Annotated in this window: 20 protein-coding genes and 1 pseudogene; 10 read left to right on the forward strand and 11 right to left on the reverse strand. The window is 64.3% G+C overall.

The genetic code is table 11. From position 1 onward, the window contains the following. Nucleotides 1-83 precede the first annotated feature (83 nt). Entirely contained in the window at nucleotides 84-1,286 is a 1,203-nt protein-coding gene (locus tag CWO91_RS21600) for a PepSY-associated TM helix domain-containing protein (RefSeq protein ID WP_245471327.1), read from the forward strand. On the opposite strand, the gene ppx is transcribed toward CWO91_RS21600, so the two are convergent. The 4 genes from ppx to CWO91_RS21620 form a co-directional block, all read right to left on the reverse strand. Further along, nucleotides 1,255-2,757: an exopolyphosphatase gene (ppx, locus tag CWO91_RS21605; RefSeq protein WP_130216091.1), complete on the reverse strand. Its 1,503-nt coding sequence runs from the start codon at nucleotides 2,755-2,757 to the stop codon at nucleotides 1,255-1,257. The two genes, CWO91_RS21600 and ppx, sit on opposite strands and share 32 nt — an antisense overlap. A 15-nt stretch (nucleotides 2,758-2,772) precedes the next feature. Next, nucleotides 2,773-4,965, reverse strand: a complete 2,193-nt coding sequence (locus CWO91_RS21610) for an RNA degradosome polyphosphate kinase (protein WP_165405611.1) — start codon at nucleotides 4,963-4,965, stop codon at nucleotides 2,773-2,775. Nucleotides 4,966-5,110: 145 nt separating this feature from the next. Further along, on the reverse strand, nucleotides 5,111-5,788 hold the full coding sequence (locus CWO91_RS21615) for a DnaA ATPase domain-containing protein (protein ID WP_130216128.1): 678 nt from the start codon (nucleotides 5,786-5,788) through the stop codon (nucleotides 5,111-5,113). 93 nt (nucleotides 5,789-5,881) lie between these two features. Then, entirely contained in the window at nucleotides 5,882-6,424 is a 543-nt protein-coding gene (locus tag CWO91_RS21620; RefSeq protein ID WP_130216093.1) for a CDP-alcohol phosphatidyltransferase family protein, read from the reverse strand. Between the two features lie 154 nt (nucleotides 6,425-6,578). Between CWO91_RS21620 and purM the strand changes: the two genes are divergently transcribed. After that, nucleotides 6,579-7,652: a phosphoribosylformylglycinamidine cyclo-ligase gene (gene purM, locus CWO91_RS21625; RefSeq protein ID WP_130216095.1), complete on the forward strand. Its 1,074-nt coding sequence runs from the start codon at nucleotides 6,579-6,581 to the stop codon at nucleotides 7,650-7,652. Next, nucleotides 7,652-8,305, forward strand: a complete 654-nt coding sequence (purN, locus tag CWO91_RS21630; RefSeq protein ID WP_165405612.1) for a phosphoribosylglycinamide formyltransferase — start codon at nucleotides 7,652-7,654, stop codon at nucleotides 8,303-8,305. Before purM ends, purN begins: the two co-directional genes overlap by 1 nt. A gap of 89 nt (nucleotides 8,306-8,394) precedes the next feature. On the opposite strand, the gene CWO91_RS21635 is transcribed toward purN, so the two are convergent. Further along, entirely contained in the window at nucleotides 8,395-8,601 is a 207-nt protein-coding gene (locus CWO91_RS21635) for a cold-shock protein (RefSeq protein WP_008551638.1), read from the reverse strand. Nucleotides 8,602-8,981: 380 nt separating this feature from the next. On the opposite strand from CWO91_RS21635, the gene CWO91_RS21645 reads away from it, so the two are divergent. Beyond that, a complete protein-coding gene (locus CWO91_RS21645; protein ID WP_165405613.1) occupies nucleotides 8,982-10,160 on the forward strand; it encodes an autotransporter outer membrane beta-barrel domain-containing protein in 1,179 nt (392 codons plus the stop codon). A 66-nt stretch (nucleotides 10,161-10,226) separates the two neighbouring features. On the opposite strand, the gene CWO91_RS21650 is transcribed toward CWO91_RS21645, so the two are convergent. Then, nucleotides 10,227-11,267: a LysR family transcriptional regulator gene (locus CWO91_RS21650; protein WP_091892886.1), complete on the reverse strand. Its 1,041-nt coding sequence runs from the start codon at nucleotides 11,265-11,267 to the stop codon at nucleotides 10,227-10,229. 77 nt (nucleotides 11,268-11,344) lie between these two features. On the opposite strand from CWO91_RS21650, the gene CWO91_RS21655 reads away from it, so the two are divergent. From CWO91_RS21655 to CWO91_RS21670, 5 genes are all read left to right on the forward strand, one after another. Further along, a complete protein-coding gene (locus tag CWO91_RS21655; protein WP_091892888.1) occupies nucleotides 11,345-11,956 on the forward strand; it encodes a hypothetical protein in 612 nt (203 codons plus the stop codon). Then, complete coding sequence (locus CWO91_RS21660) at nucleotides 11,943-12,563, forward strand: GNAT family N-acetyltransferase (protein WP_091892890.1); 621 nt, start codon at nucleotides 11,943-11,945, stop codon at nucleotides 12,561-12,563. Before CWO91_RS21655 ends, CWO91_RS21660 begins: the two co-directional genes overlap by 14 nt. 25 nt (nucleotides 12,564-12,588) lie before the next feature. After that, nucleotides 12,589-13,152: an isochorismatase family protein gene (locus tag CWO91_RS21665; protein ID WP_130216101.1), complete on the forward strand. Its 564-nt coding sequence runs from the start codon at nucleotides 12,589-12,591 to the stop codon at nucleotides 13,150-13,152. Between the two features lie 32 nt (nucleotides 13,153-13,184). Next, complete coding sequence (locus CWO91_RS43125; protein WP_164940438.1) at nucleotides 13,185-13,352, forward strand: hypothetical protein; 168 nt, start codon at nucleotides 13,185-13,187, stop codon at nucleotides 13,350-13,352. A 165-nt stretch (nucleotides 13,353-13,517) separates the two neighbouring features. Then, nucleotides 13,518-14,900: an aspartate aminotransferase family protein gene (locus tag CWO91_RS21670; protein WP_130216103.1), complete on the forward strand. Its 1,383-nt coding sequence runs from the start codon at nucleotides 13,518-13,520 to the stop codon at nucleotides 14,898-14,900. A 209-nt stretch (nucleotides 14,901-15,109) separates the two neighbouring features. On the opposite strand, the gene rnd is transcribed toward CWO91_RS21670, so the two are convergent. The 5 genes from rnd to CWO91_RS21700 form a co-directional block, all read right to left on the reverse strand. Then, the gene (rnd, locus tag CWO91_RS21680) at nucleotides 15,110-16,258 is read right to left on the reverse strand and encodes a ribonuclease D (protein WP_130216105.1); all 1,149 of its coding nucleotides are present in this window, start codon (nucleotides 16,256-16,258) and stop codon (nucleotides 15,110-15,112) included. 451 nt (nucleotides 16,259-16,709) lie between these two features. After that, on the reverse strand, nucleotides 16,710-18,044 hold the full coding sequence (locus CWO91_RS21685) for an ABC transporter substrate-binding protein (protein WP_130216107.1): 1,335 nt from the start codon (nucleotides 18,042-18,044) through the stop codon (nucleotides 16,710-16,712). 11 nt (nucleotides 18,045-18,055) lie between these two features. Beyond that, the gene (locus tag CWO91_RS21690) at nucleotides 18,056-18,925 is read right to left on the reverse strand and encodes a carbohydrate ABC transporter permease (RefSeq protein WP_130216109.1); all 870 of its coding nucleotides are present in this window, start codon (nucleotides 18,923-18,925) and stop codon (nucleotides 18,056-18,058) included. Then, the gene (locus tag CWO91_RS21695) at nucleotides 18,922-19,872 is read right to left on the reverse strand and encodes a carbohydrate ABC transporter permease (protein ID WP_165405614.1); all 951 of its coding nucleotides are present in this window, start codon (nucleotides 19,870-19,872) and stop codon (nucleotides 18,922-18,924) included. The genes CWO91_RS21690 and CWO91_RS21695 overlap by 4 nt, the downstream gene beginning before the upstream one ends. 1 nt (nucleotide 19,873) lies before the next feature. Next, a complete protein-coding gene (locus tag CWO91_RS21700; protein ID WP_130216113.1) occupies nucleotides 19,874-20,722 on the reverse strand; it encodes a phosphodiesterase in 849 nt (282 codons plus the stop codon). A 381-nt stretch (nucleotides 20,723-21,103) separates the two neighbouring features. On the opposite strand from CWO91_RS21700, the pseudogene CWO91_RS21705 reads away from it, so the two are divergent. Next, a pseudogene (locus CWO91_RS21705) lies at nucleotides 21,104-21,636 on the forward strand (REP-associated tyrosine transposase). Nucleotides 21,637-21,768: the final 132 nt, after the last annotated feature.

Here is a 21,768-nt window from a genome sequence, read left to right on the forward strand (position 1 = left end):
TGCGCGCAACGACGATGCGCGTTCCGAACGTCACCGCGGCCAGACGCGGAGCCACGATCAGGCGCAGACGACGGGTGCTCTGAATGGACGAAAGAATCAGGGCGCCGCGACAGGACGGCTCCGCGCCCGCCCGATCCCGTATGATGCCCGGGCGCGCGCGGCGCGCGCTGCTGTGGGCGCACCGATGGCTCGGATTGATCGGCGGCATCGTCGTGCTGATAGGCCTGACCGGAAGCTTCATTGTCTTCTACCGGGAGATCGATGTTGCCCTGAATCCTGCGCTCTATGCTCCCGCTGGTCCGGAGCAAAAGGTCACATTATCGGAAGTGATGCGCGCCGCCGCGGCGTCGGATCCAGCGCCGATTGCCACGATCCTGGCGCCGGATCGGACCTGGCCGGTCTGGATCGTGATACACACGCATGAAACCGCGCCTGGCAGCTACCCGAACCGTTGGACGACCATGGTCGATCCTTCGAACGGCAACGTGCTCGGACGGCGTGACTACGTCAACGCGTTCGCGCTCAAGGTCTATCGTCTCCACTACACGCTGCTGCTCTACGAGTGGTGGGGCAAGGAGCTGGTCGGCGTGGCCGGGGTCGTGCTGCTCGGTTTGGCCATATCCGGCCTCGTCCTGTGGTGGCCGAGGCCGGGTCTTTTCTGGCGATCGGTCTCAGTGCGTAAGAACGTCTCGCTGCTTCGATTTGTTCTGGACATTCATAGTGCGGCGGGCTTTTGGGCGCTGTTCGTGCTCTTGGTGATCTCAATCACCGGCGTCGGCATCGTTTTCCCCGACGTGCTGCGCCCCATCGTTGGCCTTCTGTCGCAAACGACGCCTGATCGCTCGCCACGGGTCGAAATGCCGCCTCCGGCAGGGACGCCGTTGCTCCCAGCCGATGCGATCGCGCGAATAGCGCAGGCGGCCAAGCCCGGCGTTGCGATCGCTATGTTCAATCCGCCGACCGCAACGCGCAACACCTGGCGCGTGCAGTTCCGTCCAGACGGTGCTGATCCCGCCGTACGGGCACGGGGGGCGATCTGGCTCGATCCATGGAGTGGCGCAGTGGTGCACGACCGCACTCCGGTCGTCATGTCGATGGGGGACCGCTATCTGGCCGAACAGCTCTGGCTTCACAACGGCGCGGCGTTCGGACTCGCAGGACGCCTGTTGGTTTTCGCGGCCGGATTCGCGCCTCTCGCCCTATTCGTCAGCGGCCTGATCATGTGGCTCAAAAGACGCCCCGGGAGGGTGAGGGTCACCGTCTTACGATCGAACCGGCGCGGTTGATCAGGCGGGCGAGCTGGCGGAAGCGGCTGCCGACGCGGTCGGCGACGAGATCGACGAGGCGATGCTCGAACACCAGCATCAGCTTGCGGCTCCCGCTGCGGAAATGCGTGGCGGGCAGCACACCCGGCCGCGCCGCCGAGATCAGGTGCGCGACGCGGAACGCTGCGCCCAAGAGGCGGGCGCGTTCGAGCTGCGCCGGCGTCAGCAGGCTCTGCATGCTGGCCGGCGGCTGGTTTTCCTCGCTCAGGCCCGCGTAGCGATAGAACACCGACAGGCCGACGAAGGCGCGCTCGGTATGGGTAATCGCGCCGAAATTGCCGTTGACGACGAGGCTCAGCGTCTGCTCGCCACGATGATCAGGATGCACGCGCCAGCCGATGTCGGAGAGCAGGCACGCGGTGTGGCGCAGACGGCGGTCCTCTTCGGTCTCGCGCAGCTTCACGACGCGCGCGAGGCGGTCGGTCCAGGCGATCAGCTCGCGGGCGTGCTTCGCCGAACGCGACAATAGCTGGTTGAGCTCCTCCGCGGCGCAGATCAGCCCGTCCTTGTTGCGTTCGGAGTCCGGCAGCTTCTCGTGCAGCAGGCCCTCGCGCACGCCGAAGGTCGAGAACACGATAGTTTTCGGCTTCGCCACCCGAATGATGTGCTCGAGCACCAGTGCCGCATAGGTGAGGAGCGGGCGGCGCGCATCAGCGACGATCTCGATGTCGGCCAGCATGTCGGCGGCCGCAAGCCGGCGCAGGCGCCGCGAGAAGTCGAGCGCCTCGGCCGCTGAAATCGAATAGCCGTGCATCACCTGGAGCGGATAGCCGCTCTGGATGATGTGGATGCGCGCGAGCGCACGCCAGGTCCCGCCGACTGCGTAGAAGGTGCGGCCGCGGCCCGCGGCGAGCTGCGGCACCTCGTCGAGCGCCTCGCGCACGATGCGGTCGGCGCGCTTGAGCGATTTGTGCGCGAGGTCCTGGAGCGCGAGGCCACCGAGCGGCAACGTCACGCCGCTGCGCACGCTGTTCCTGCGCACGTCGATCAGCTCGAGGGAGCCGCCGCCGAGATCGCCGACGACGCCGTCGGGATGATGGATGCCGGAGATCACGCCGAGCGCCGACAGCCGCGCTTCGCGCTGGCCCGACAGGATCTCGATCTTCACGGCGCAGATGCGCTCGGCCTTCGCGATGAAGTCGGGGCCGTTGGAGGCGTCGCGGCAGGCGGCGGTCGCTATCGCGAACACGCGCCCGACCTGCATCACGCGGCATAGAGCGCGGAACCGCTTCAGCGAGGTTAGCGCCTTGTCGACGGCGTCGGGCGCGAGCAGGCCCGTGCTCTGCACCTCACGCCCGAGGCCGCACAGCGTCTTCTCGTTGAAGATCGGAATGAGGCTGCGCGCCAGCGCCTCGTAGACGACGAGGCGGACCGAGTTGGAGCCGATGTCGATGACTGCGACGCTCGCGCCGCGCTTTCGCGGCTGCTTCACGTCGAGAATCCGGGATCAGGATTGATGACGTTCATTCCGGCGCGTGAGACGGCGCGGCGAGGATTCCTTGAGCGACTTTCCACGGCCAGACAGACTCGGATTTGTCATGAAGTAGTTGTGGACGTTGAAAGGCTCCTCGCCCTTCGCGGCCTTCATACGCGTTGAGGACCCGTCCGGCAACAATTGCCAGCTCTGCTCATTGTCCTTCAGATTCGCGACCATGATCTGTTCGAGAACCTGCTGATGCACCGTGGGATTTTGCAGCGGACACAGCACCTCGACGCGGCGGTCGAGGTTGCGCGGCATCATGTCGGCCGAGGAGATATACACAGCCGCTTTCGCACTCGGCAGGCCCTGGCCCATGCCGAAGCAGTAGATTCGGCCGTGTTCCAGGAAGCGTCCGATGATCGACTTGACGCGGATGTTCTCCGACAGACCGGGAATTCCGGGCCTGAGGCAGCAGATGCCGCGCACCACCAGCTCGACCTGGACGCCGGCCTGCGAGGCCTCGTAGAGCGCATCGATGATGTCGGGGTCGACCAGCGCGTTCATCTTCATCCACACCGCGCCGTGCCGCCCATGCCGTGCATGCGCGGTCTCACCCTGGATGTGCTCGATGATGCGCTTGCGCAAGGTCAGTGGCGACACCGCCATCTTCTCCAGATCGCTCGGCGCGGCATAGCCGGTGATGAAATTGAACACACGCGCCGCGTCGCGGCCGATGGTCGGGTCCGAGGTGAAGTAGGAGAGGTCGGTGTAGATGCGCGCGGTCACCGGGTGATAGTTGCCGGTGCCGGTATGGACGTAAGTCGTGAGGTTGCCGCCCTCGCGGCGCACCACCATCGAGAGCTTTGCATGCGTCTTCAGCTCGAGGAAGCCATAGACGACCTGCACGCCGGCGCGTTCGAGGTCGCGCGCCCAGCGGATGTTGGCCTCTTCGTCGAAGCGCGCCTTCAGCTCGATCAGCGCGGTCACCGACTTGCCGGCCTCGGCGGCTTCGGCGAGCGCGCGCACGATCGGCGAGTTGTTGGAGGTGCGGTAGAGCGTCTGCTTGATCGCGACCACATCTGGGTCGCGCGTGGCCTGCTGCAGGAACTGCACCACCACATCGAAGGATTCGTAGGGGTGATGGACGACGAGATCCTTCTGCCGAATCGCAGCGAAGATGTCGCCGGCGTGCTCGCGCACCCGCTCGGGATGGCGCGGCACGTAAGGGGTGAATTCGAGGTCGGGACGGTCGAGCCGGGTGAGCTGCGAAAGTTCGTTCATGGCGAGTACGCCATCGACCAGGAACACCTCGTCATCGGCGGCCGACAGTGCGTGCTGCACGAAGCTCCGCAATTCCTCGGGCATCTTGGCGTCGATCTCGAGCCGGATCACCGAGCCGCGGCGGCGACGCTTCAGCGCGGTCTCGAACAGGCGGACCAGGTCTTCCGCCTCTTCCTCGATTTCGAGCTCGGAGTCGCGGATGATTCGGAATGCGCCCTGGCCGTGCAGATTGTATCCGGGGAAGAGGCGGTTGATGAACAGGGCGGTCGCCTGTTCCAGCGAAATCAGCCGCACGGCCTTGCCTTCGGCTGGTAGGCGGATGAAGCGGTCGATCTTGCCTGGCATGCGGATCAGCGCGTTCATCTGCTTGCCGTCGGCGGCGCGCGTGAGCTGGAGCGCGATGGTGAAGCCGAGGCTCGGAATGAACGGGAAGGGGTGGGCCGGATCGATTGCGAGCGGCGTCAGCAGCGGGAACACATTGTTGAGGAAGTAGTCCTCGATCCAGCTCCGTTCCGCCTTGGTGACATCCTTGCCCTCAACCAGCACGATACCGACCTCGGCGAGCGTGCCGCGCAGGTCGCGCCAGATCGCCTGCTGGTCGGAGGCAAGCTCGGAGACGGTGCGGTTGATCAGCGCGAGCTGCGCGGACGGTGTCAGGCCATCGGGGGCGCGCTCGGCGATGCCCTCGCGCACCTGGGCCTTGATGCCGGCCACGCGGACCATGAAGAACTCGTCGAGGTTATTCGCTGAAATCGACAGGAATCGCACCCGCTCCAGCATGGGGTGACTGGGATTGACCGATTCCTCCAGGACGCGGCGATTGAAATGCAGCCAGGACAGCTCGCGGTTGATGAATCGCTCGGGGCTGGAAGCGATTGCCGGCAGGCCCTCGGTTTCCGGGGCTTTTTCTTTGATTTCAACGGCTTGCACAGAGTCCATGAGAAGTCGATCCATCCAGTTCACCCCAATTTGCGACTTACGCGCAAAACCGGCGGGAGCATGTGTTAGAGCGATGACGTTTCGATGACATTGATGTTCCGCCGCTCCGCCGCGTCAAGCGACCTCGGAGGCGGGTGGGGCCTGGTTAGGCGTCCCGAAGCAGCTCGGCGGCCAGCGCCCGGGTGACGGGGCGCCCAAGCCGCAGGGCCTCGCTGTCGAGCAGTTCCACGGCGTGCCGGGCGGCGGCCGAGGACCGCTCCAGGCGGGTGGCGAGGTAGCTGACGACGCTCTCGTCCACCGTGAGCTGGCGGTCGGCGCAGAATTTGACGATCAGGCCACGGAAAAGCTGGTCGTCGGGCGGTAGCAGCGCGACCGCCGGCACGGCGCGCAGGCGCGAGCGCAGGTCGCGAAGCTCGATCTCGAGTGATGCCGGGACCTCGCGTCCGGTGAAGAGGACGTAGGCGCCATCCTCACGGGCGAGGTTCATCAGGTGGAAGAGGGCGCGCTCGTCAAATTCTTTCGCCTTGAGATCTTCGACCACCAGCGCCCCGGTGGCGAGTGCGCCCGGGACCGCTGCGGCGGTCAGCGCATTGGCCGTGGTCGAGCGGGCGCCAGCCTCCTCGGCCCAGATCGCGGCGAGATGGCTCTTGCCGCTGCCTTCGGGGCCGGCCAGCCACATGATCCGGTTCGGCCATTCCGGCCAGGCGTCGATCAGGCCGAGGCCGGCCGCGTTGGCGGGGCCCTCGAGGAAATTGTCCCGGCTGAGGCTTTCCGCATGCGGAAGCGAAAACGCCAATTGTCGGGGATGAACGCGGCCTGCCACGCTTGCCTTGCTCCATGCCGGCACGCCGGTCTCGTTGGAAAAGATTCGACTTGATCGAGCGGGAGTTGGCCTTTTACGGGGCCGCATCCCAATTCATTTAGCCTCGATCGTGCTCATGTGCCGCAGCCACTCGACGAGATAGAGCGACACCGAGGAGAGCGTGAAAACCGTGACGAGGCCCATCAGGATCATATCATAGGGTTGCGGCTTGAAGCCGAAGGCAAGCGCGGCCAGCACCAATGCCGCGAACGCCACTTGAGCCACAGTGTTGAGCTTGGACACCTTCGAGGGCTTCATCTCGACCGGCCGGTCGAACAGCCAGGATACGATCACGGCGGCGACGATCATGATGTCGCGCGAGACCACGAGGATGACGATCCAGCGCGGAATCGCCCCCCAGATGCCGAGCGCCATGTAGATCGAGACCAGCAGCGCCTTGTCGGCGAGCGGATCGAGCAGGGCGCCGAGCTCGCTCGTCATGTTGAAGCGCTTGGCCAGGAAGCCGTCGACGGCGTCGCTGATACCGGCGATCAGGAAGACCGCGAACGCTATCTCCATTTGGCTCGACACGATGGCCCAGACGATGATCGGGACCAGCATGATGCGGCCCAGGGTAATGATGTTCGGAATACTCACGCGGCGCTTCCCGGCACCCGGATTGACCTCAGATCCGGCCCCCTCGGAGGCTGAACCGGTTGATATCTACATAGTATAGGGCCGGGCGCCATGCGAGCCATTGCGCGTCCCCGGAATTCGACGTAACCAGCCGCAAACCCACTGGAAATCGGGCATGACCGACCGCAAAAACGGCCTCACTTACGCCGATTCAGGCGTCGATATCGACGCGGGCAACCGCCTCGTCGACCTGATCAAGCCGATGGTGCGCGCCACCGCACGGCCCGGCGCCGACGCCGAGATCGGCGGTTTCGGCGGCCTGTTCGACCTCAAGGCGGCCGGTTTCAAGGACCCCGTCCTGGTTGCCGCGACCGACGGCGTCGGCACCAAGGTCAAGATCGCGATCGAGACCGGCCTGCATGGCGGCATCGGCATCGACCTCGTCGCCATGAGCGTCAACGACCTCGTGGTCCAGGGCGCCGAGCCACTGTTCTTCCTGGACTATTTCGCCTGCGGCAAGCTCGATCCAGAGGCCACCGCCGCGATCGTCGCCGGCGTTGCGGAGGGCTGCCGCGAATCCTGCTGCGCCCTGATCGGCGGCGAAACGGCCGAGATGCCCGGCCTCTACAAGGACGGCGACTATGATCTCGGCGGCTTTGCCGTCGGCGCCGCCGAGCGCGGCACGCTGCTGCCGCGCAAGGACATCGCGGCGGGCGACGCCGTGATCGGGCTCGCCTCGTCGGGCGTGCATTCCAACGGCTTCTCGCTGGTGCGCAAGATCGTGGAACAATCCGGTCTCGGCTTCGAGGCGCAGGCGCCGTTCGCGCCGGTGATGACGCTTGGCGGCGCGCTGCTGACGCCGACGCGGCTCTACGTCAAATCCTGCCTGCGTGCGATCCGCGAGACTGGCGCGGTGAAGGGGCTCGCCCACATCACCGGCGGCGGTTTCACCGACAACATTCCGCGCGTGCTGCCGAAGCATCTCGGCGTCGGCATTGACCTCGCACGCCTGCCGGTGCTGCCGGTGTTCAAATGGCTGGCGGCGCAGGCCGGCATCGCCGAGCTCGAAATGCTGCGCACCTTCAATTGCGGCATCGGCATGATCGCGATCGTCGAACCTGACCAAGTCGACAAGGTGGTCAAGGTCTTCACCGATGCCGGCGAAACCGTGGCGCAGCTCGGCACCGTGATCCCGGCCGAAGGCGAGCACCGCGTCGTCTATAACGGCCACCTCGACCTGGCGCTGTGATGAAGCGCCGCGTCGCCATCCTGATCTCCGGTCGCGGCTCCAACATGGCCGCGCTGATCAAGGCGGCGGCTGCCGCGGATTTTCCGGCAGAGATTTCGCTGGTCATCTCGAACAAGGCCGATGCGCTGGGGCTTGAACGGGCCAGGGCGAGCGGCGTGACAACTGAGGTGATCGAGAGCAAGCCGTTCGGCAAGAACCGCGCCGGTTTCGAAACGGTGCTGCAGGCCGCGCTCGACCGGCACGGAATCGAGCTGATTTGCCTGGGCGGCTTCATGCGCCTGTTCACGCCGGAGTTCACCAAGGCATGGTACGGACGGATGCTCAACATCCATCCCTCACTGCTGCCGTCCTTCCCCGGCCTTGACCCGCACGGCCAGGCCTTGCGTGCCGGCGTCAAGCTGTCCGGCGCGACAGTGCACTTTGTCATCCCCGAGACCGACGCCGGCCCGATCGTGATGCAGGGCGCGGTGCCCGTCAGCGACAACGATACGTCCGACACGCTGTCGGAGCGCATCCTCGAAGTCGAGCACCGCATCTATCCCGAGGCGCTGCGGCTGCTCGCGGCCGGCAAGGTCCGGATCGAGGGCGAGGTGTGCAGGACGGCGGGCAGCGGGCCGTCGGAGAATTTTTTGGTTTCGCCGGTGGTGCGCTGAAGCGACGTCGCCTTTCCACTTCCCAAACAAAATCCCCCGGCAGAGCCGGGGGCAACGTCATGATCTCTCGCGCGTAGCTTTGAGAGAAATCAGGAGACCTTGAGGTTCTCCGCGGATGATTTGCCGCGGTTCTCCACGAGGTCGTATTCAACCACTTGGTTCTCGTTGAGGGTCGAGAGTCCGGCGCGCTCGACGGCGGAGATGTGGACGAACACGTCCTTGTCGCCGCCGTTCGGCTTGATGAACCCATAGCCCTTGGTCGGGTTGAACCATTTGACGGTGCCCTTTTGCGGCATCGCTAGTCTCCTCCACTAGATAGAAAAAAGACGCGGCCGCTTTTTCGCGTGCCACGCCACAAACGGGCTTCCGGAAGTCTGTTCGAGTCTTGAGTCTCAATGTCGCGAAACGCACAGCCGAGCGGCCAATTCCGATTGTGGCCAATATTGCAACATGAAAAGCGCGTGTTAGCAAGCAGGGCGCGAATTTCAAGATCGCGCCGGACGCGCCCGAGTGCAATTTTCGACCTGTGGCCGGGGAACCACAATCAGGCGCAATCCCCCTCGTCGGGAGGTGTCAGCTGGTTGACCCTCCGTAACAGTTCGGCGCAAATCACCTCATGCGTGCGCCGCTCCTGTTGCATTTTTGCGCGCCGCCATTTGCTTTGGGATTTGTCGTCATGCGCTGCATCGCGCAGCCACCAGGGACACGGCAGACGATCGGGCTGAACCGCGTCCGCCGCGTCGCGGCAGCGGTCGCCACGACCTTTGCCCTTATGGCGTTTGCGCTCATCGTAACGGGGGCGGCGGCGACGCCCGTCCTCGCGCAAAGTCCGACGCCGACGCCCACCCCGACCCCGACACCCACGCCGTCGCCGACCCCGGTTCCGATGCCGACCTCGACCAATTACGACCAGTCGGCCGGCAACAGCACGCTCAATCTCGGCTCAGGTTTCCTGGAGCGCCTCGGCAACCAGGCATCGAGCGGCTTCAACCGGGCGTCCCGCACCAATCCCGGCGGCGGCGGCGCATCGGCAAGCACCGAAGATCCGCGCTACCGCACCTGGTTCGAGGGCTACGGCATCTCGGTCCGCACCGAAGCGCAAGGAGACTTCCTCGGCGACAAGCGCAAGACCTTTGGCGGTGTCGCCGGCATCGGCGCCCGGCTCGCGCCGGGTGTCAATATCGGCTTTTCGGTCGACCAGAGCCACACCGACATCGACGTGCCGCTGGCGCTCCAGTCGGCGACACTCGACCTGACCCAGGTCGGCTTCAACGGCTTCATCGACAAGGGGCCTTGGACCTGGGCCTTTGCGGTGGTGCACGGTTTCGGCAAGGTCCGTTCCAGCCGCGACACCGGCTTCGGCCTTGCGAGCGCGGGCTATCGCGCCGCGGTCGACGGTGCGCTGACCGAGATCAGCTATTACTGGACCAAGGACCAGATGCGCATCGTGCCCAAGGGGGCGCTGGAATATGTGCGCGCCACCAGCGCGGCGTTCCGGGAGGCCGGCGGCCTCGATCCGCTCAACGTCGGTGCAACAGCGCTGTCGCGTGCGCGCGTCATGATCGGGGCCGAGATCGGCCGCTACTTCATCATCGACCAGAAAATCCTGGACCTGTCCGCCTACGGCAAGTTCGTCGACAATTTCCGCCAGGATCTCGGATCGATCCAAGTCAGCCTGGGGACCCAGAGCATCGTCGTCCCCGGCATCGGCGAGAGCCGGTACGGCATGGATGCCGGCGCCTCGGCCTCGCTCAGCCTGACCAGCGTCGCGCGGCTCTACGTCAATTACGACGGCAAGTTCCGCAACGAGCTCACCTCGCACCAGGGCACGGTCGGCTTCGAATACAGATGGTGAGCGCGAGCATGATCCGGAAAAGTGCGTAGCGGTTTTCCGACAAGATCATGCTCAAAAAAATGGCGGTCACGCCGGCGTTGCCGCGGCATAGCCCGTCAGCCCAAAACCCTCGCGCGCGGCCGTCATCATCGGCACCAGCGCGTTCGGATGGATGAACTCGTCGCGGAAGCAGGGATAGGTCTTGGGATCGAAGATCTTCTTCAGCCAGTCGACCACGATCTTGTGCCGCTCGGAGGTGCGGAACTCCTTGTGATAGGTGAGCCAGAGATCGGCGTGGTGACTGACGCCGAGATCGACGGCAACGAGCGGCGCACCGAGCGCGATCGACACCGTCGGCAGGAAGCCGATGCCGGCGCCGCGCTCGACGGCATAGAGCACGCCGACCGAGGAGTTGGTCTTGATCCCGACGACGCCTTCCAGCGACTTCAGCCCGAGCACGCGGGCATAGGCGCCGTCATCGACCTGCGGCGCGCTCTGCTTGATGATGCGGTGGTTCTTGAGGTCGGCGAGCGTTGCCGGCACGCCGTAGAGGTCCTCGTACTCCTTGGAGACGAACGGATAGATGTGCAGCCGGCCGAGCTTGGCGACGATCAAATCCGGATTGGTCGGTGGCTCGAGCTGGATCGCGATGTCGGATTCAAGTCGCGCGACGTCGGCCTGCTCCATCGCGCAGCGCAGATCGACCGTGATCCTGCGATAGGTCTTCTGGAAATCGATCAGCCGCGGCAAGATCCAGAAATTGCCGGGCCCCTCCGTCACTGCGACGCGCACGGTGCCCGCGGTGTCGTTCGACGAACGCGAGGCGCGACGGAAGACGTTGAAGGCGTGACGCTCCATATGCGCGACGTCGGCGATCATCGCGGTGCCTTCGTCGCTGAGCGTGAGCCCGCTCTGGTCGCGCAGGAACAGCTTGCAGCCGATGCTCTCTTCGAGCCGGTCGATCCGGCGCATCAAGGTGGTGGAGGTGAGGCCGAGCTCTTCGGCTGCGTTGCGAAAACTTTTATATTTTGCGCATGCTAAAAACAGCTTCAAATCGTCCCAGGACGCACCCAGGACTTCTTCACGGTGCTGCATCATCGCAGCACCCCGGTGCAATAACTGCTGCATACTCTTGGTCCCCAACCGCTAAGCTCGTCCTCATAGCGGGGTACGAAAGCAGCAAACGATAGAGGGGCGATCTCGGTATGGAAAGAGGCTCGTTTGCCGCAAGGCATGATTTCGACGCGCTGCCGCTGAGCCCGGACGTGGACGTCCGTTGCGCGCAATTTTCCGAAATCGCCGCGCTTTCGGAAATGGCGCATCGCTTGGTGCCGGGCGTGCAGATCGGTTCAGCAGAGCTTGCAAGATATTTCACCTTCGATCCTCAGAGCATCCTGACGTTCAGCCGGAAGGGCCGTTTGCTCGGCGGCATGGCCTTCCTGTTCCTCAACGATCGCGGGCACGATGCGCTGCTGCTCGACGAGATCTGCCTCACCGCGCCCGAGACGCGCTATCTCGCGTCCGCGAAGGACGATGTCGCGGCCATCTACATCTGGGCGATCGCGACGACGGGGCGCGGTATCGCCGGTCTCGGCAAGGCCGCGGCTCATCTGCGACAGCTAAGGTTTCGCGGCGCCGATTGCTATGCGCAGCCGTCAACCGTGGCCGGACGCGACATCATGAAGGCGACCGGCTTTGTGCCTGTCCCAAGCTTCCAACCCGACCTCTGGTGCTACGAGCGCCCCTGGCATCGCCAGCCGATGCGCATGCCGGGTGCGATCATCCAAGCAAGGAGTTTTGCAGATGCACGGTACTAGAATTCCTCTCGCCAAGCCCGACTCCCGCGCCATCACCATCCGCCTCGCGCGCGATCCCAGCGATCTGATGTTGGTCACCGCGATCCGTTCTGCGGTCTATCTCGCCGAGCAGGATTGTCCGTTCGAGGAGGAGTTCGACGGCAACGACATGGTCGCCGCGCATTTCATCGGCTTCGTCGGCAACGAGCCCGCGGGCTGCCTGCGGGTGCGCTTCTTCGGCGATTTCGCCAAGGTGGAGCGGCTTGCGGTGCGTCACCAATACCGGCGCTCGCGCGTTTCGTTCAAGCTCGTGCAGGCGAGCGTCGACTATGTGAAGCGCAAGGGCTTCCGCAAGATCTACGGCCAGGCGCAGGACCGGCTGGTCGATTTCTGGGCCCATTTCGGCGCCAAGCCGCTCGGCCACAACCGCAAGATCACCTTCTCGGATTTTTCCTACACGGAGATGCTGCTGGAGATCGAGCCGGGGCCGGACGCCATCACGCTGGACAGCGATCCCTATGTGATCATCCGGCCCGAAGGCGATTGGGACCGGCCGGGCGTGCTCGATGCCTCGGCGGGGCGGGCGGTGACCTCGCCGCTGCGGGATCTCGCGCTCGCCGACCGCTGAAACAGGTGCAGCTGCGCGCAAGACAATGCCGGTTTCCATCCACGATGATCCGCCGATCCTGGTCTGCGCGGACCTCCAGGTCGAATATCTGACCCCTGGGCGCCGCCACGTCATCCTCGACGGCGATGCCGCCACCGAGCGCTGCCTGGAACTGCTGACGCTGTGGCGCAGCAATCTCTGGCCGGTGATGCATTTGAAGCGCATCGCGCAGGCGGCCTGGTTCAATCCGGCATCCAGGCTGACCGATTGGATCGCGGAGGCGAAGCCGCGTCCGGGAGAAATGATGTTCGAGCATCCGCTGCCGTCGGCCTACAGCTCGTCGCGGTTTGTGGATTACATGTCCAATATCCATAATGTGCGCTGCGTGCTGGCCGGGTTTTCCCTGGACGAGACCATCCTGGCCACCGCCGTGGACGGGTTTCACCGCAGCCATCGCTACGAGGTGGTCACTGACGCCGTGGCCTGCCGGCAGCCGGGCACGGGCGATGCCGCCGCCTACAAGCGAGCAGTAGTGAATGTCATCGGGAATTTTGCTACGATCCATTCCAGCGCCGAACTGATCAGAACCAGCGGCGCCGTTGCGGTGTAGGCGGCCGCGATCGGCGGGTGGGGGTCGAGACATTGTCAAGGGGAGAACAGCTCAAGGAGCTGGCGAGCGATTTGTCGCGTGCCGTCGAGACGGCGCGCCGCGTCGGCTTGCCCACGACGGTCTATCTGCTCTCGATGGCGCTCGTTGAGGTGAGGGAGGCCGCCGCCGCTGACGATGGGGATGACGACGACGCGGCCTGAGAGCCATCTCATCCCGATATGCGGCTTTGTGCAACGCTGCTGAGCGCTTGCTGCCGACGAATTGGCGTTGCAAGCTTTGTCTTATCGCAATAGCCAAGTAGCTTGATCATCAAGTGATTGACGCTGGCTGTGCCGACGACGTCACGACTTTAGGGATCCCTGCAAATGTCCATCCTGCCGAATTCGCAAGAGGCCCGGGATGTGGCCTATCAGCTCCATCCCTACACCAACGCGCGCACCCATCAGCAGGCCGGTCCCCTCGTGATCGAACGCGGCGAGGGTCCCTACGTGTTCGATGCCGCGGGCAAGCGCTATTTCGAGGCGATGGCAGGGCTGTGGAGCGTCGGGCTCGGCTTCAACGAGAGGCGTCTGGTCGACGCCGCGCACAAGCAGATGCAGGCGCTGCCGTTCTATCACACGTTCTCGGCCAAATCGCACAGGCCCTCGATCGACCTCGCCGAGAAGCTGGTCGCACTCGCGCCGGTGCCGATGAGCAAGGTGTTCTTCACCAATTCCGGCTCGGAAGCCAACGATACGGTCCTGAAACTGATCGCCTATCGTTCCAACGCGCTCGGCCAGCCCCAGCGCAAGAAGGTGATCAGCCGCCTGCGCGCCTATCACGGCGTCACCATCGCCTCGGCCAGCCTCACGGGCTTGCCGAACAATCACCGCTCGTTCGACCTGCCGCTGCCGAACATCCTGCACACGGGCTCGCCGCATTTCTACAAGGACGGCGCGCCGGGCGAGAGCGAGGAGGCGTTCGCGACGCGCCGGGCCGAGGAGCTCGACGCGCTGATCCAGAAGGAGGGCCCGGATACGATCGCGGCCTTCTTCGGCGAGCCGGTGATGGGGGCGGGCGGTGTCATCGTTCCGCCAGCGACCTATTGGGACAAGATCCAGAAGGTCTTGAAGAAGTACGATATCCTGCTGGTCGCCGACGAGGTGATCTGCGGCTTCGGCCGCACCGGCAAGATGTTCGGCTGCGAGACCTATGGCATCAAGCCGGACGCGATGGTGGTCTCCAAGCAGATCACTTCGAGCTATTTCCCGCTGTCGGCGATCATGCTGAACGACCGCATGTTCGAGCCGATCGCGGACGAGAGCAACAAGATCGGCGTGCTCGGCCACGGCTTCACCGCGGGCGGCCATCCCGTCGGCTCGGCGATTGCGCTGGAGAATTTGAAGATCATCGAAGAGCGCGGCCTGGTCGCGCATGCCGCCGAACTGGGGAGCTATATGCAGGGCAAGCTGCGCGAGCTCACCAGCCATCCGCTGGTCGGCGAGGTCCGCGGCGTCGGCATGATCGCCGCTCTCGAGCTCGTGCTCGACAAGGGGCGCAAGACGGCAGCCGCTACGCCCGGCGCCGTCGGCGGCATCGCCAGCCGCATGCTGCAGGAGCGCGGCGTGATTTCCCGCAACATGCTCGATGCCATCGCCATCTGCCCGCCGCTGATCGCCACCAAGGGCCAGATCGACGAACTGGTCGCGGCGATCTCGGGTGTGCTGGAGGATATGAAGGGTGAAGTGGCGAAGCTGACGCCGGCGTAAGGCGGATCATTGTGGGCGAAGTAATCTGCCACATGTTCGGTGTCGTCCCGGCGAAGGCCGGGACCCATACCGCGTGATCTATCGATCGAGCGTGGTGGGAGTACCGAACGACGAATCTTCGCCAAGCCCCTCCCTGGGGTTATGGGTCCCGGCCCCCCGTGCGCAATTGCGCACTAGGCCGGGACGACACTGTGGGGGAGGGCGCGGGCCTACGCCCGCTGCACCCCGACCACGCGGCCCTTCTCGATCGCGAGCGCCAGCTCGCCGCGCTTGAGCTTCAGCGCGGCATCGCCGAACAGCTCGCGGCGCCAGCCGCGCAGGGCCGGCACGTCGGCCTCGTCACTGGCTGCGATCTCTTCGAGATCGTCGACGGTGGCGATCACCTTGCTGGCGACCGCATGGCGCTCCGCGGTCATGCGCAGCAGCACCTTCAACAGCTCGACGATGGCGGCGCCATTGGAGTTGTTGCGCGGCTTCTCCAGCTTCGGCAGCGCCGAGAAATCCCGCGCCAGCCCGCGCTCGACCGCGGCGACGATGTCAGCGCCCCATTTGGATTTCTCAAACCCCTTCGGCACCGAGCGCAGATGGGCGAGCTTCTCCAGTGTGGTCGGCGCATGCGTTGCGATGTCGCTGATGGCTTCATCGCGCAGCACGCGACCGCGCGGCACGTCGCGGCTCTGCGCCTCCTGCTCGCGCCAGGCCGCGACTTCCATCAGCACCGCGAGGTCCTTCGGCTTGCGCACCCGGGTCTTCAGCCGCTCCCAGGCGCGCTCGGGGTGGAAGTCGTAGGTCCTGGGCGAGGTCAAGACCTCCATCTCGATGGAGACCCATTCGTTGCGCCGGCGCTTCTTCAGGTCGGCATCCAGTGCTGCGAACACGTCGCGCAGGTGGGTGACGTCTGATACCGCGTAGTGCATCTGCTCCTTGGTGAGCGGCCGGCGCGACCAGTCGGTGAAGCGGTGGGTCTTGTCCGGGCGGTGACCGGTGACCTTCTCGACCAACTGGTCATAGGCGATGCTGTCGCCATAGCCGAGCACCATGGCCGCGACCTGGGTATCGAACACCGGATGCGGGATGATGCCCGCCTGGTGCCAGATGATCTCGATGTCCTGGCGGGCGGCGTGGAAGACCTTCAGCACGCCTTCGTTGCCCATCAGCTCGAAGAACGGTTTGAGGTCGATGCCCTCGGCCAGGGCGTCGATGACAACGGCTTCCTCGGCGCTGGCCATCTGCACCACGCACAACAGCGGGTAATAGGTGGTTTCGCGCAGGAACTCGGTATCGACGGTTATGACGGGGTGCTTGGCCAGCCGGCTGCAGGCAGCCGCGAGGTCAGCAGTGGTGGTAATCAAATCCATGAACGGCCCATGACGAGATCATCAGCCGTTCTGCCGAAAGTGCAGTGATGTCAAGGGGCTCGATGCGAATTCGAGCCTTGCATTTGGGCCGGAATCGCTTTTTCCGACAATAATCCTATTCGTAGCGGACCCGCTGCGAGGATTTCCGGGCGCAGGGCAACGCCACCACGAGCACACACATGGCGACCAGAGCCAGTCCCAGGAACTCGAAAACCAACAGATCCACGGCGAAATCTCCAGAAACATTGGTAGATTTGTCGGGAGTGCGTTGAGGGTTTGTTAATTCCAATGGTTACCGGCGGTGCGGGCAGCCGGATGGTGGACGGGGAGTTAATGGGCGCCACAGGCAAGGTGCGGGTGGGTTAGCCGTAGGCGTAACGCACCACTTTATCTCGCACGCAGGACGGCTTTGGTGGATTACGCCTGCGGCTAATCCACCCTACGAGGCCGCTCAGGGCAGTTTCAGCGACGTCTCCGCGTTGTACGGCTTCAGCGTCTCGTCGGCGGCCTTCTGGGCGGCGGCGAGGGCGTCCTTCGGCTGCTTCTTGCCATTGAGGACCAGCATCACCTCGTCCTCGAGGTTCTTGCGCACCGGGACGGTCTTGTAGGTCGCGAACCAGGGCTTTGCGACGTCGAGCTGCTCGACGGCGGTCTTGGCGTCCGGGTTCTTGTTCAGGAAGTCGACCATGTCAGGCGTCTTGTAGGCGGCCATGTTGGGCGCGAAATAGCCGGTGGCGCGGCTCCACCAGGCGCTCTTCTCGGGCGAGGTCATCCACTTGATCAGCGTCCAGGCGGCCTTCTGCTTGTCGGCTTCGAGCCCTGCCGGAATGATCAGCGAGGCGCCGCCGATCGGCACGGCGTTGCGGACGTTGCGCGGGATGAAGGCGACCTTGTAGGTGAACTTGGCGTTGTCGCGCACATAGGTCAGCGAGCCCGTCGAGAGCATCATCATCGCGGCATTGCCGGAGATGAAGGAGGTGCTGACGGCAGGTCCAGGCGTGGCGCCCGGCGCATGCACCTTGTGCTTAGAGATGAGGTCGCTCCACCAGGTGAGTGCACCCAGCATCGAGGGCGTATCGTAATAGACCTCGCCGCCGAACTCCTCGTTGTAGTAGCGCCCGCCATTGGACATGGTGAGCGTTTCCATCATCCAGCCGCAATAGTCATAGGCGCAGGGGATGGCGATGCCCCATTGGGTGACCTTGTCGCCCTCGCGCCTGGTGAGCTTCTTGGCCCAGTCGGTGAGCTCGGCCCAGGTCTGTGGCGGCTTGTTCGGATCGAGGCCGGCTTCCTTGGCCTTGTCGGCATTGATGTAGAGCAGCGGCGTCGAGTTGTGGAAGGGCACGCCATAGACCGAGCGGTTGATCACCGCGTTGCCCTGCAGCGCCGGGAAGAACTGGCCCAAGAACTTTTCCTTGGTGGTGCCGTCGGCGGCGATCAGAGAATCCAGATTGGTGAGCTCGTTCTCGATCTGCATGTCGAGCAGGAAGTTGGCCGACATGATCACGGCTGACGGCGGCTTGCCGGCCTTGATCGCGGCGCGCGTCTTGATCAGCGTGTCGTCGTAGGAGCCGGTGTAGACGGCGGTCGCCTTGACCTCGGGGTGGGTCTCGTTGAACTCCTTGATCAAGGTCCCCATGTCGCGGGCGAGCTTGCCGTCGACGGGGACGGGGAAGAACAAATCGATCTCGGTCGGGCCTTCGCCGGCGAAAGCCGGAAAGGCGAGGGCGCCGGCCATTGTGCCTGCAATGGCAAGGCCGAGCATGAGCCTGCGGGAGAATAGCATCGGAAAATCTCCTATTTGATGCCTGAGGTGACGAAAGAGCTGATGAAGCGCTTCTGGAAGATCAGGAAGGTGACGAGCAGCGGTGCGATCACCATGAGCGTGCCTGCGGCGATGGTGCCCCAAGCCTGGGTGCCCTCGGCCGTCTTGGTGAAGACGGAGAGCCCGACCGTGAGCGGCCGCTTGTCCGGCGAGTTGACCACCATCAGCGGCCACAGGAAGTCATTCCAATGGCTGGTCACGGAGATGATGGCGAAGGCCGAAAAGCTCGGCAGCGACAGCGGCACGTAGATGTGGCGGATGCGCTGGAACAGGCCCGCGCCGTCGATCAGCGCGGCGTCTTCCAGCTCGGTCGGAATGGCCTCGAACGCTTGCCGCATCAGGAAGGTGCCGAAGGCCGAGGCAAAGAACGGCATCATCACGCCGGTGAGCGTGTCGTAGAGGCCGAGCTGCGCGATCAGGCTCAAATTGGGCACGATCAGCAGCACCGGCACCAGCATCAGCTGCATCAAGAACAGGTAGAAGATCAGCGTCTTGCCGGCGAAGGCGAGCCGCGCGAAGGCAAAGCCCGCCAGCGTGATCGTGACGAACTGCACCAGCAGAATGCCGGTGCAGATGATGGTGGTATTGAGGGTGTAGCGCGGGAAGTCGCCGATCTCCCAGGCCTCCCTGATGTTGTCGAGCGTCGGCTTCAGGCTCGGCATCAGCTCGGCCATGAGATTGATGCCGTCGGAAGCCGGGCGCAGGGTCGCCACGCCCATCCAGAGGAACGGGATCAGCCAGACCAGCGCGAGCAGCACGGTCAGCACGAAGCCGAGCTTTGGCGTGATCTCGCGGCGGGTGGCGAGCGGAGCATTCCTAAACAGACGGTCGATCAAATTCATGGCCCGCCCTCGCGGTTCGCCAGCGTGCGGAACGAAAGCGCGGTGAGGCCCATCAACGCGGCCAGCGTCAGCAGCGTCGCCGCCGAGGCCTTGCCGACGTCGTAATGCTCGACCGCCTGCTGGTAGATGTAGAACAGCACGAGATTGGTCGAGTTAGACGGGCCACCCTGGGTCAGGACGAAGACGTGATCGACTTGCGTCACCGCATTGAGCGTCGCGATCACGGTGACGAACAGGAAGGTGGGCTTAAGCTCCGGCAGGATGATGTAGCGCAGGCGTTGCAACGGACCGGCGCCATCGAGATGGGCAGCCTCCATGACGTCCTCTGGCACCGCCTGCAGGCCGGCGAGGAAGAACAACATGTAATAGCCGGCATTCTTCCAGATCGTGATCACCATGATCGCTGACAGCGCGATGTCGGGATCGCCCAGCCAGTTCGGCAGCACCGGAAGCAGCCGGCCGATGTAATAGTCGAGCAGCCCGACATTGGGCAGGAAGATGAACAGGAACAGCGCGGATGCCGCGACCATCGGGATCAGCACCGGCAGGAACAGCGCGGCGCGGAGCGCGCTGGTTACCGCGTTGGTGCGCGCGAGCGCGAGCGCAAACAACAGCGCGAGGCCGATGCTCGGGATCGCCGTGCCGACGGCATAGATCAGATTGTTGACGACCGCGCCGGTGAAGGCGGGGTCGGCAAGCACCGCGCTGACATTGTCGAGGCCGACGAAGCGGACGGGCGCTTTCGGGGTCGTGCGCTGATAGAGCGCATCGATAAACACGCGGCCCATCGCGCCATAGGTGAACAGCGCGAGGAAGACCAGCGAGGGCAGCAGCAGCAGATAGGCCGGCAGCGAGGCCTTGAAGCCGGCGGCGAAGCGCTTCAGGACATGCAGGCGCGGTGCCGCCGAAGTTGCGACCGGGAGAGCCGCGGGTTCGGCGAGGCTCATCTCACCGCGCCGCAAACTTGAGCGCATAGTCGCGGCCGTCCATTCCCGCAGGCGGGTCGAAGGGGAAGCGCAGACTGGTGTCGAGGAAGTCGTGGCTGTGCACGACCAGGTTCTCATCGTCGATCAGCACCACGCCGTAGGCAGGCGGTTCGTGGCTCGCCAGATGCGGCGCGTTGGCATTGAGCTCGAACCAGACCTGGTGGTTGGTGCCGCGCAGCGTCGAGAACGGGATTTTGCCGTAGCTGCCGAAGATCGGCCGGTGCACATGGCCGAAGAAGAGGTGGCGGATGCGGCTGCGATAGGGCGCGATCACTTCGGCGAATTCCGCGCTCTGCTTCAGCGCGATCTCGTCCATCGCGAGCACGCCGACCGGGAAGGGCGGATGGTGCATGAAAACCACGAACGGCATGTCCGCCGGCGCTGCGGCCAGCGTGCTCGCCAGCCAGTCGAGGCGCTTTGCGCACATCTCGCCGGCATGGCTGGTCTCGTCCAGCGTGTCGAGGAAGACGAACAGGCCGTGCTCGGTGGTGCGGGTGCCCTGCACGAAGCCGTTCTGATCGCGCGGCGCCGACCGAAGACCGTCGAGGCAGGCGACGCGCTTGTCGTGATTGCCGACCATGGCGATGTACGGCATCTTCAGCGCGGCCATCGCGTCTGCGAAATTGGCGTAGGATTCAGGCTCGCCCCAATGGGTGAGGTCGCCGGTCACGACGGCAAACGCAGCGTCGGACTGGTGTTTGTTGATGTCCGCAATCGCCGCGTCCAGCCGGGCGCGCGGATCGAGCCCATAGAGCTTCAGCCCCGGATTCGCGAGATGCGTGTCGGTGATATGGATGAATTTGAAGGGCATGGCGCGCGTGTCAGGTCTCTGGGAGGACGGTCGCCTCCGGCAAGACGGCCCGCCAGCCGGTTAGAGTGAGAGTGTTTCAGTTTGATGACAGTGGTTGCCGACGCCGCAAATTGTTGGGCAGAACGGCGAGTGCGGTCAACGGGGTCGTCTCGCGTTGCGGCATCGAGCCTATCGCAGTGCGCAGGACGCGCGCAGGGAAGTCCATCAGCATCGCGAGTGCAGGGATGGTTGAGGCGCCGAGGAAGATGGGTGCGCTGCGCTCTACCCATCCAACGGCATCTCTCTCAAGTCCCACAGAATGTCTGCAGGTCTGTAGGGTGGATTAGCCGAAGGCGTAATCCACCACTGTGAGCCAACTTCAAGTTGTGATATTGGTGATCAATGTCCGACTATCGCCGCGCATTCGTTCCCGGAGGATGCTGGTTCTTCACGGTGAACCTGCTTGATCGGCGGAAAGCTCTCCTGACCGACCAGATCGAGATCTTACGGGGTGCCGTCGCCGCAACGCGCCAGAGCCATCCCTTCGAGATCGACGCCTTTGTGGTTCTACCGGATCATCTGCATGCAATCTGGAAGCTGCCGCCCGGCGAGTCCAATTTCTCGGTTCGCTGGCGTTGATCAAGACACGTTTTTCCAAAGCTTTGCCAGCGAACGAGCGGTTGAGCGCCGTCCGCGCCGCACGGAACGAGCGCGGCATCTGGCAACGCCGGTTCTGGGAGCATCTGATCCGTGACGAGGCCGACTATGCTCGCCATGTCGAGTATTGCTACTACAACCCTGTGAAGCATGGCCATGCGTCGCGAGTACGCGATTGGCCGTACTCGTCGTTTCACCGCGATGTCCGCGCCCGCTTGGTTCCTGAGGATTGGGGCGGTGATGCCAAGATAGCAGGCGAGTTCGGAGAGCGGGGATGACGGCCGGGTCATCTTGTAGGGTGGATTAGCCGCGCGACTGCGCGCAGCGCAGTTCGCTCGGCGTAATCCACCTCTTTACTTTCCGCTTGTTGAGAGAAGAGGTGGATTACGCCTTCGGCTAATCCACCCTAC

Origin of the sequence: Bradyrhizobium genosp. SA-3, assembly GCF_004212635.1 — a bacterium.
Taxonomy (GTDB): domain Bacteria; phylum Pseudomonadota; class Alphaproteobacteria; order Rhizobiales; family Xanthobacteraceae; genus Bradyrhizobium.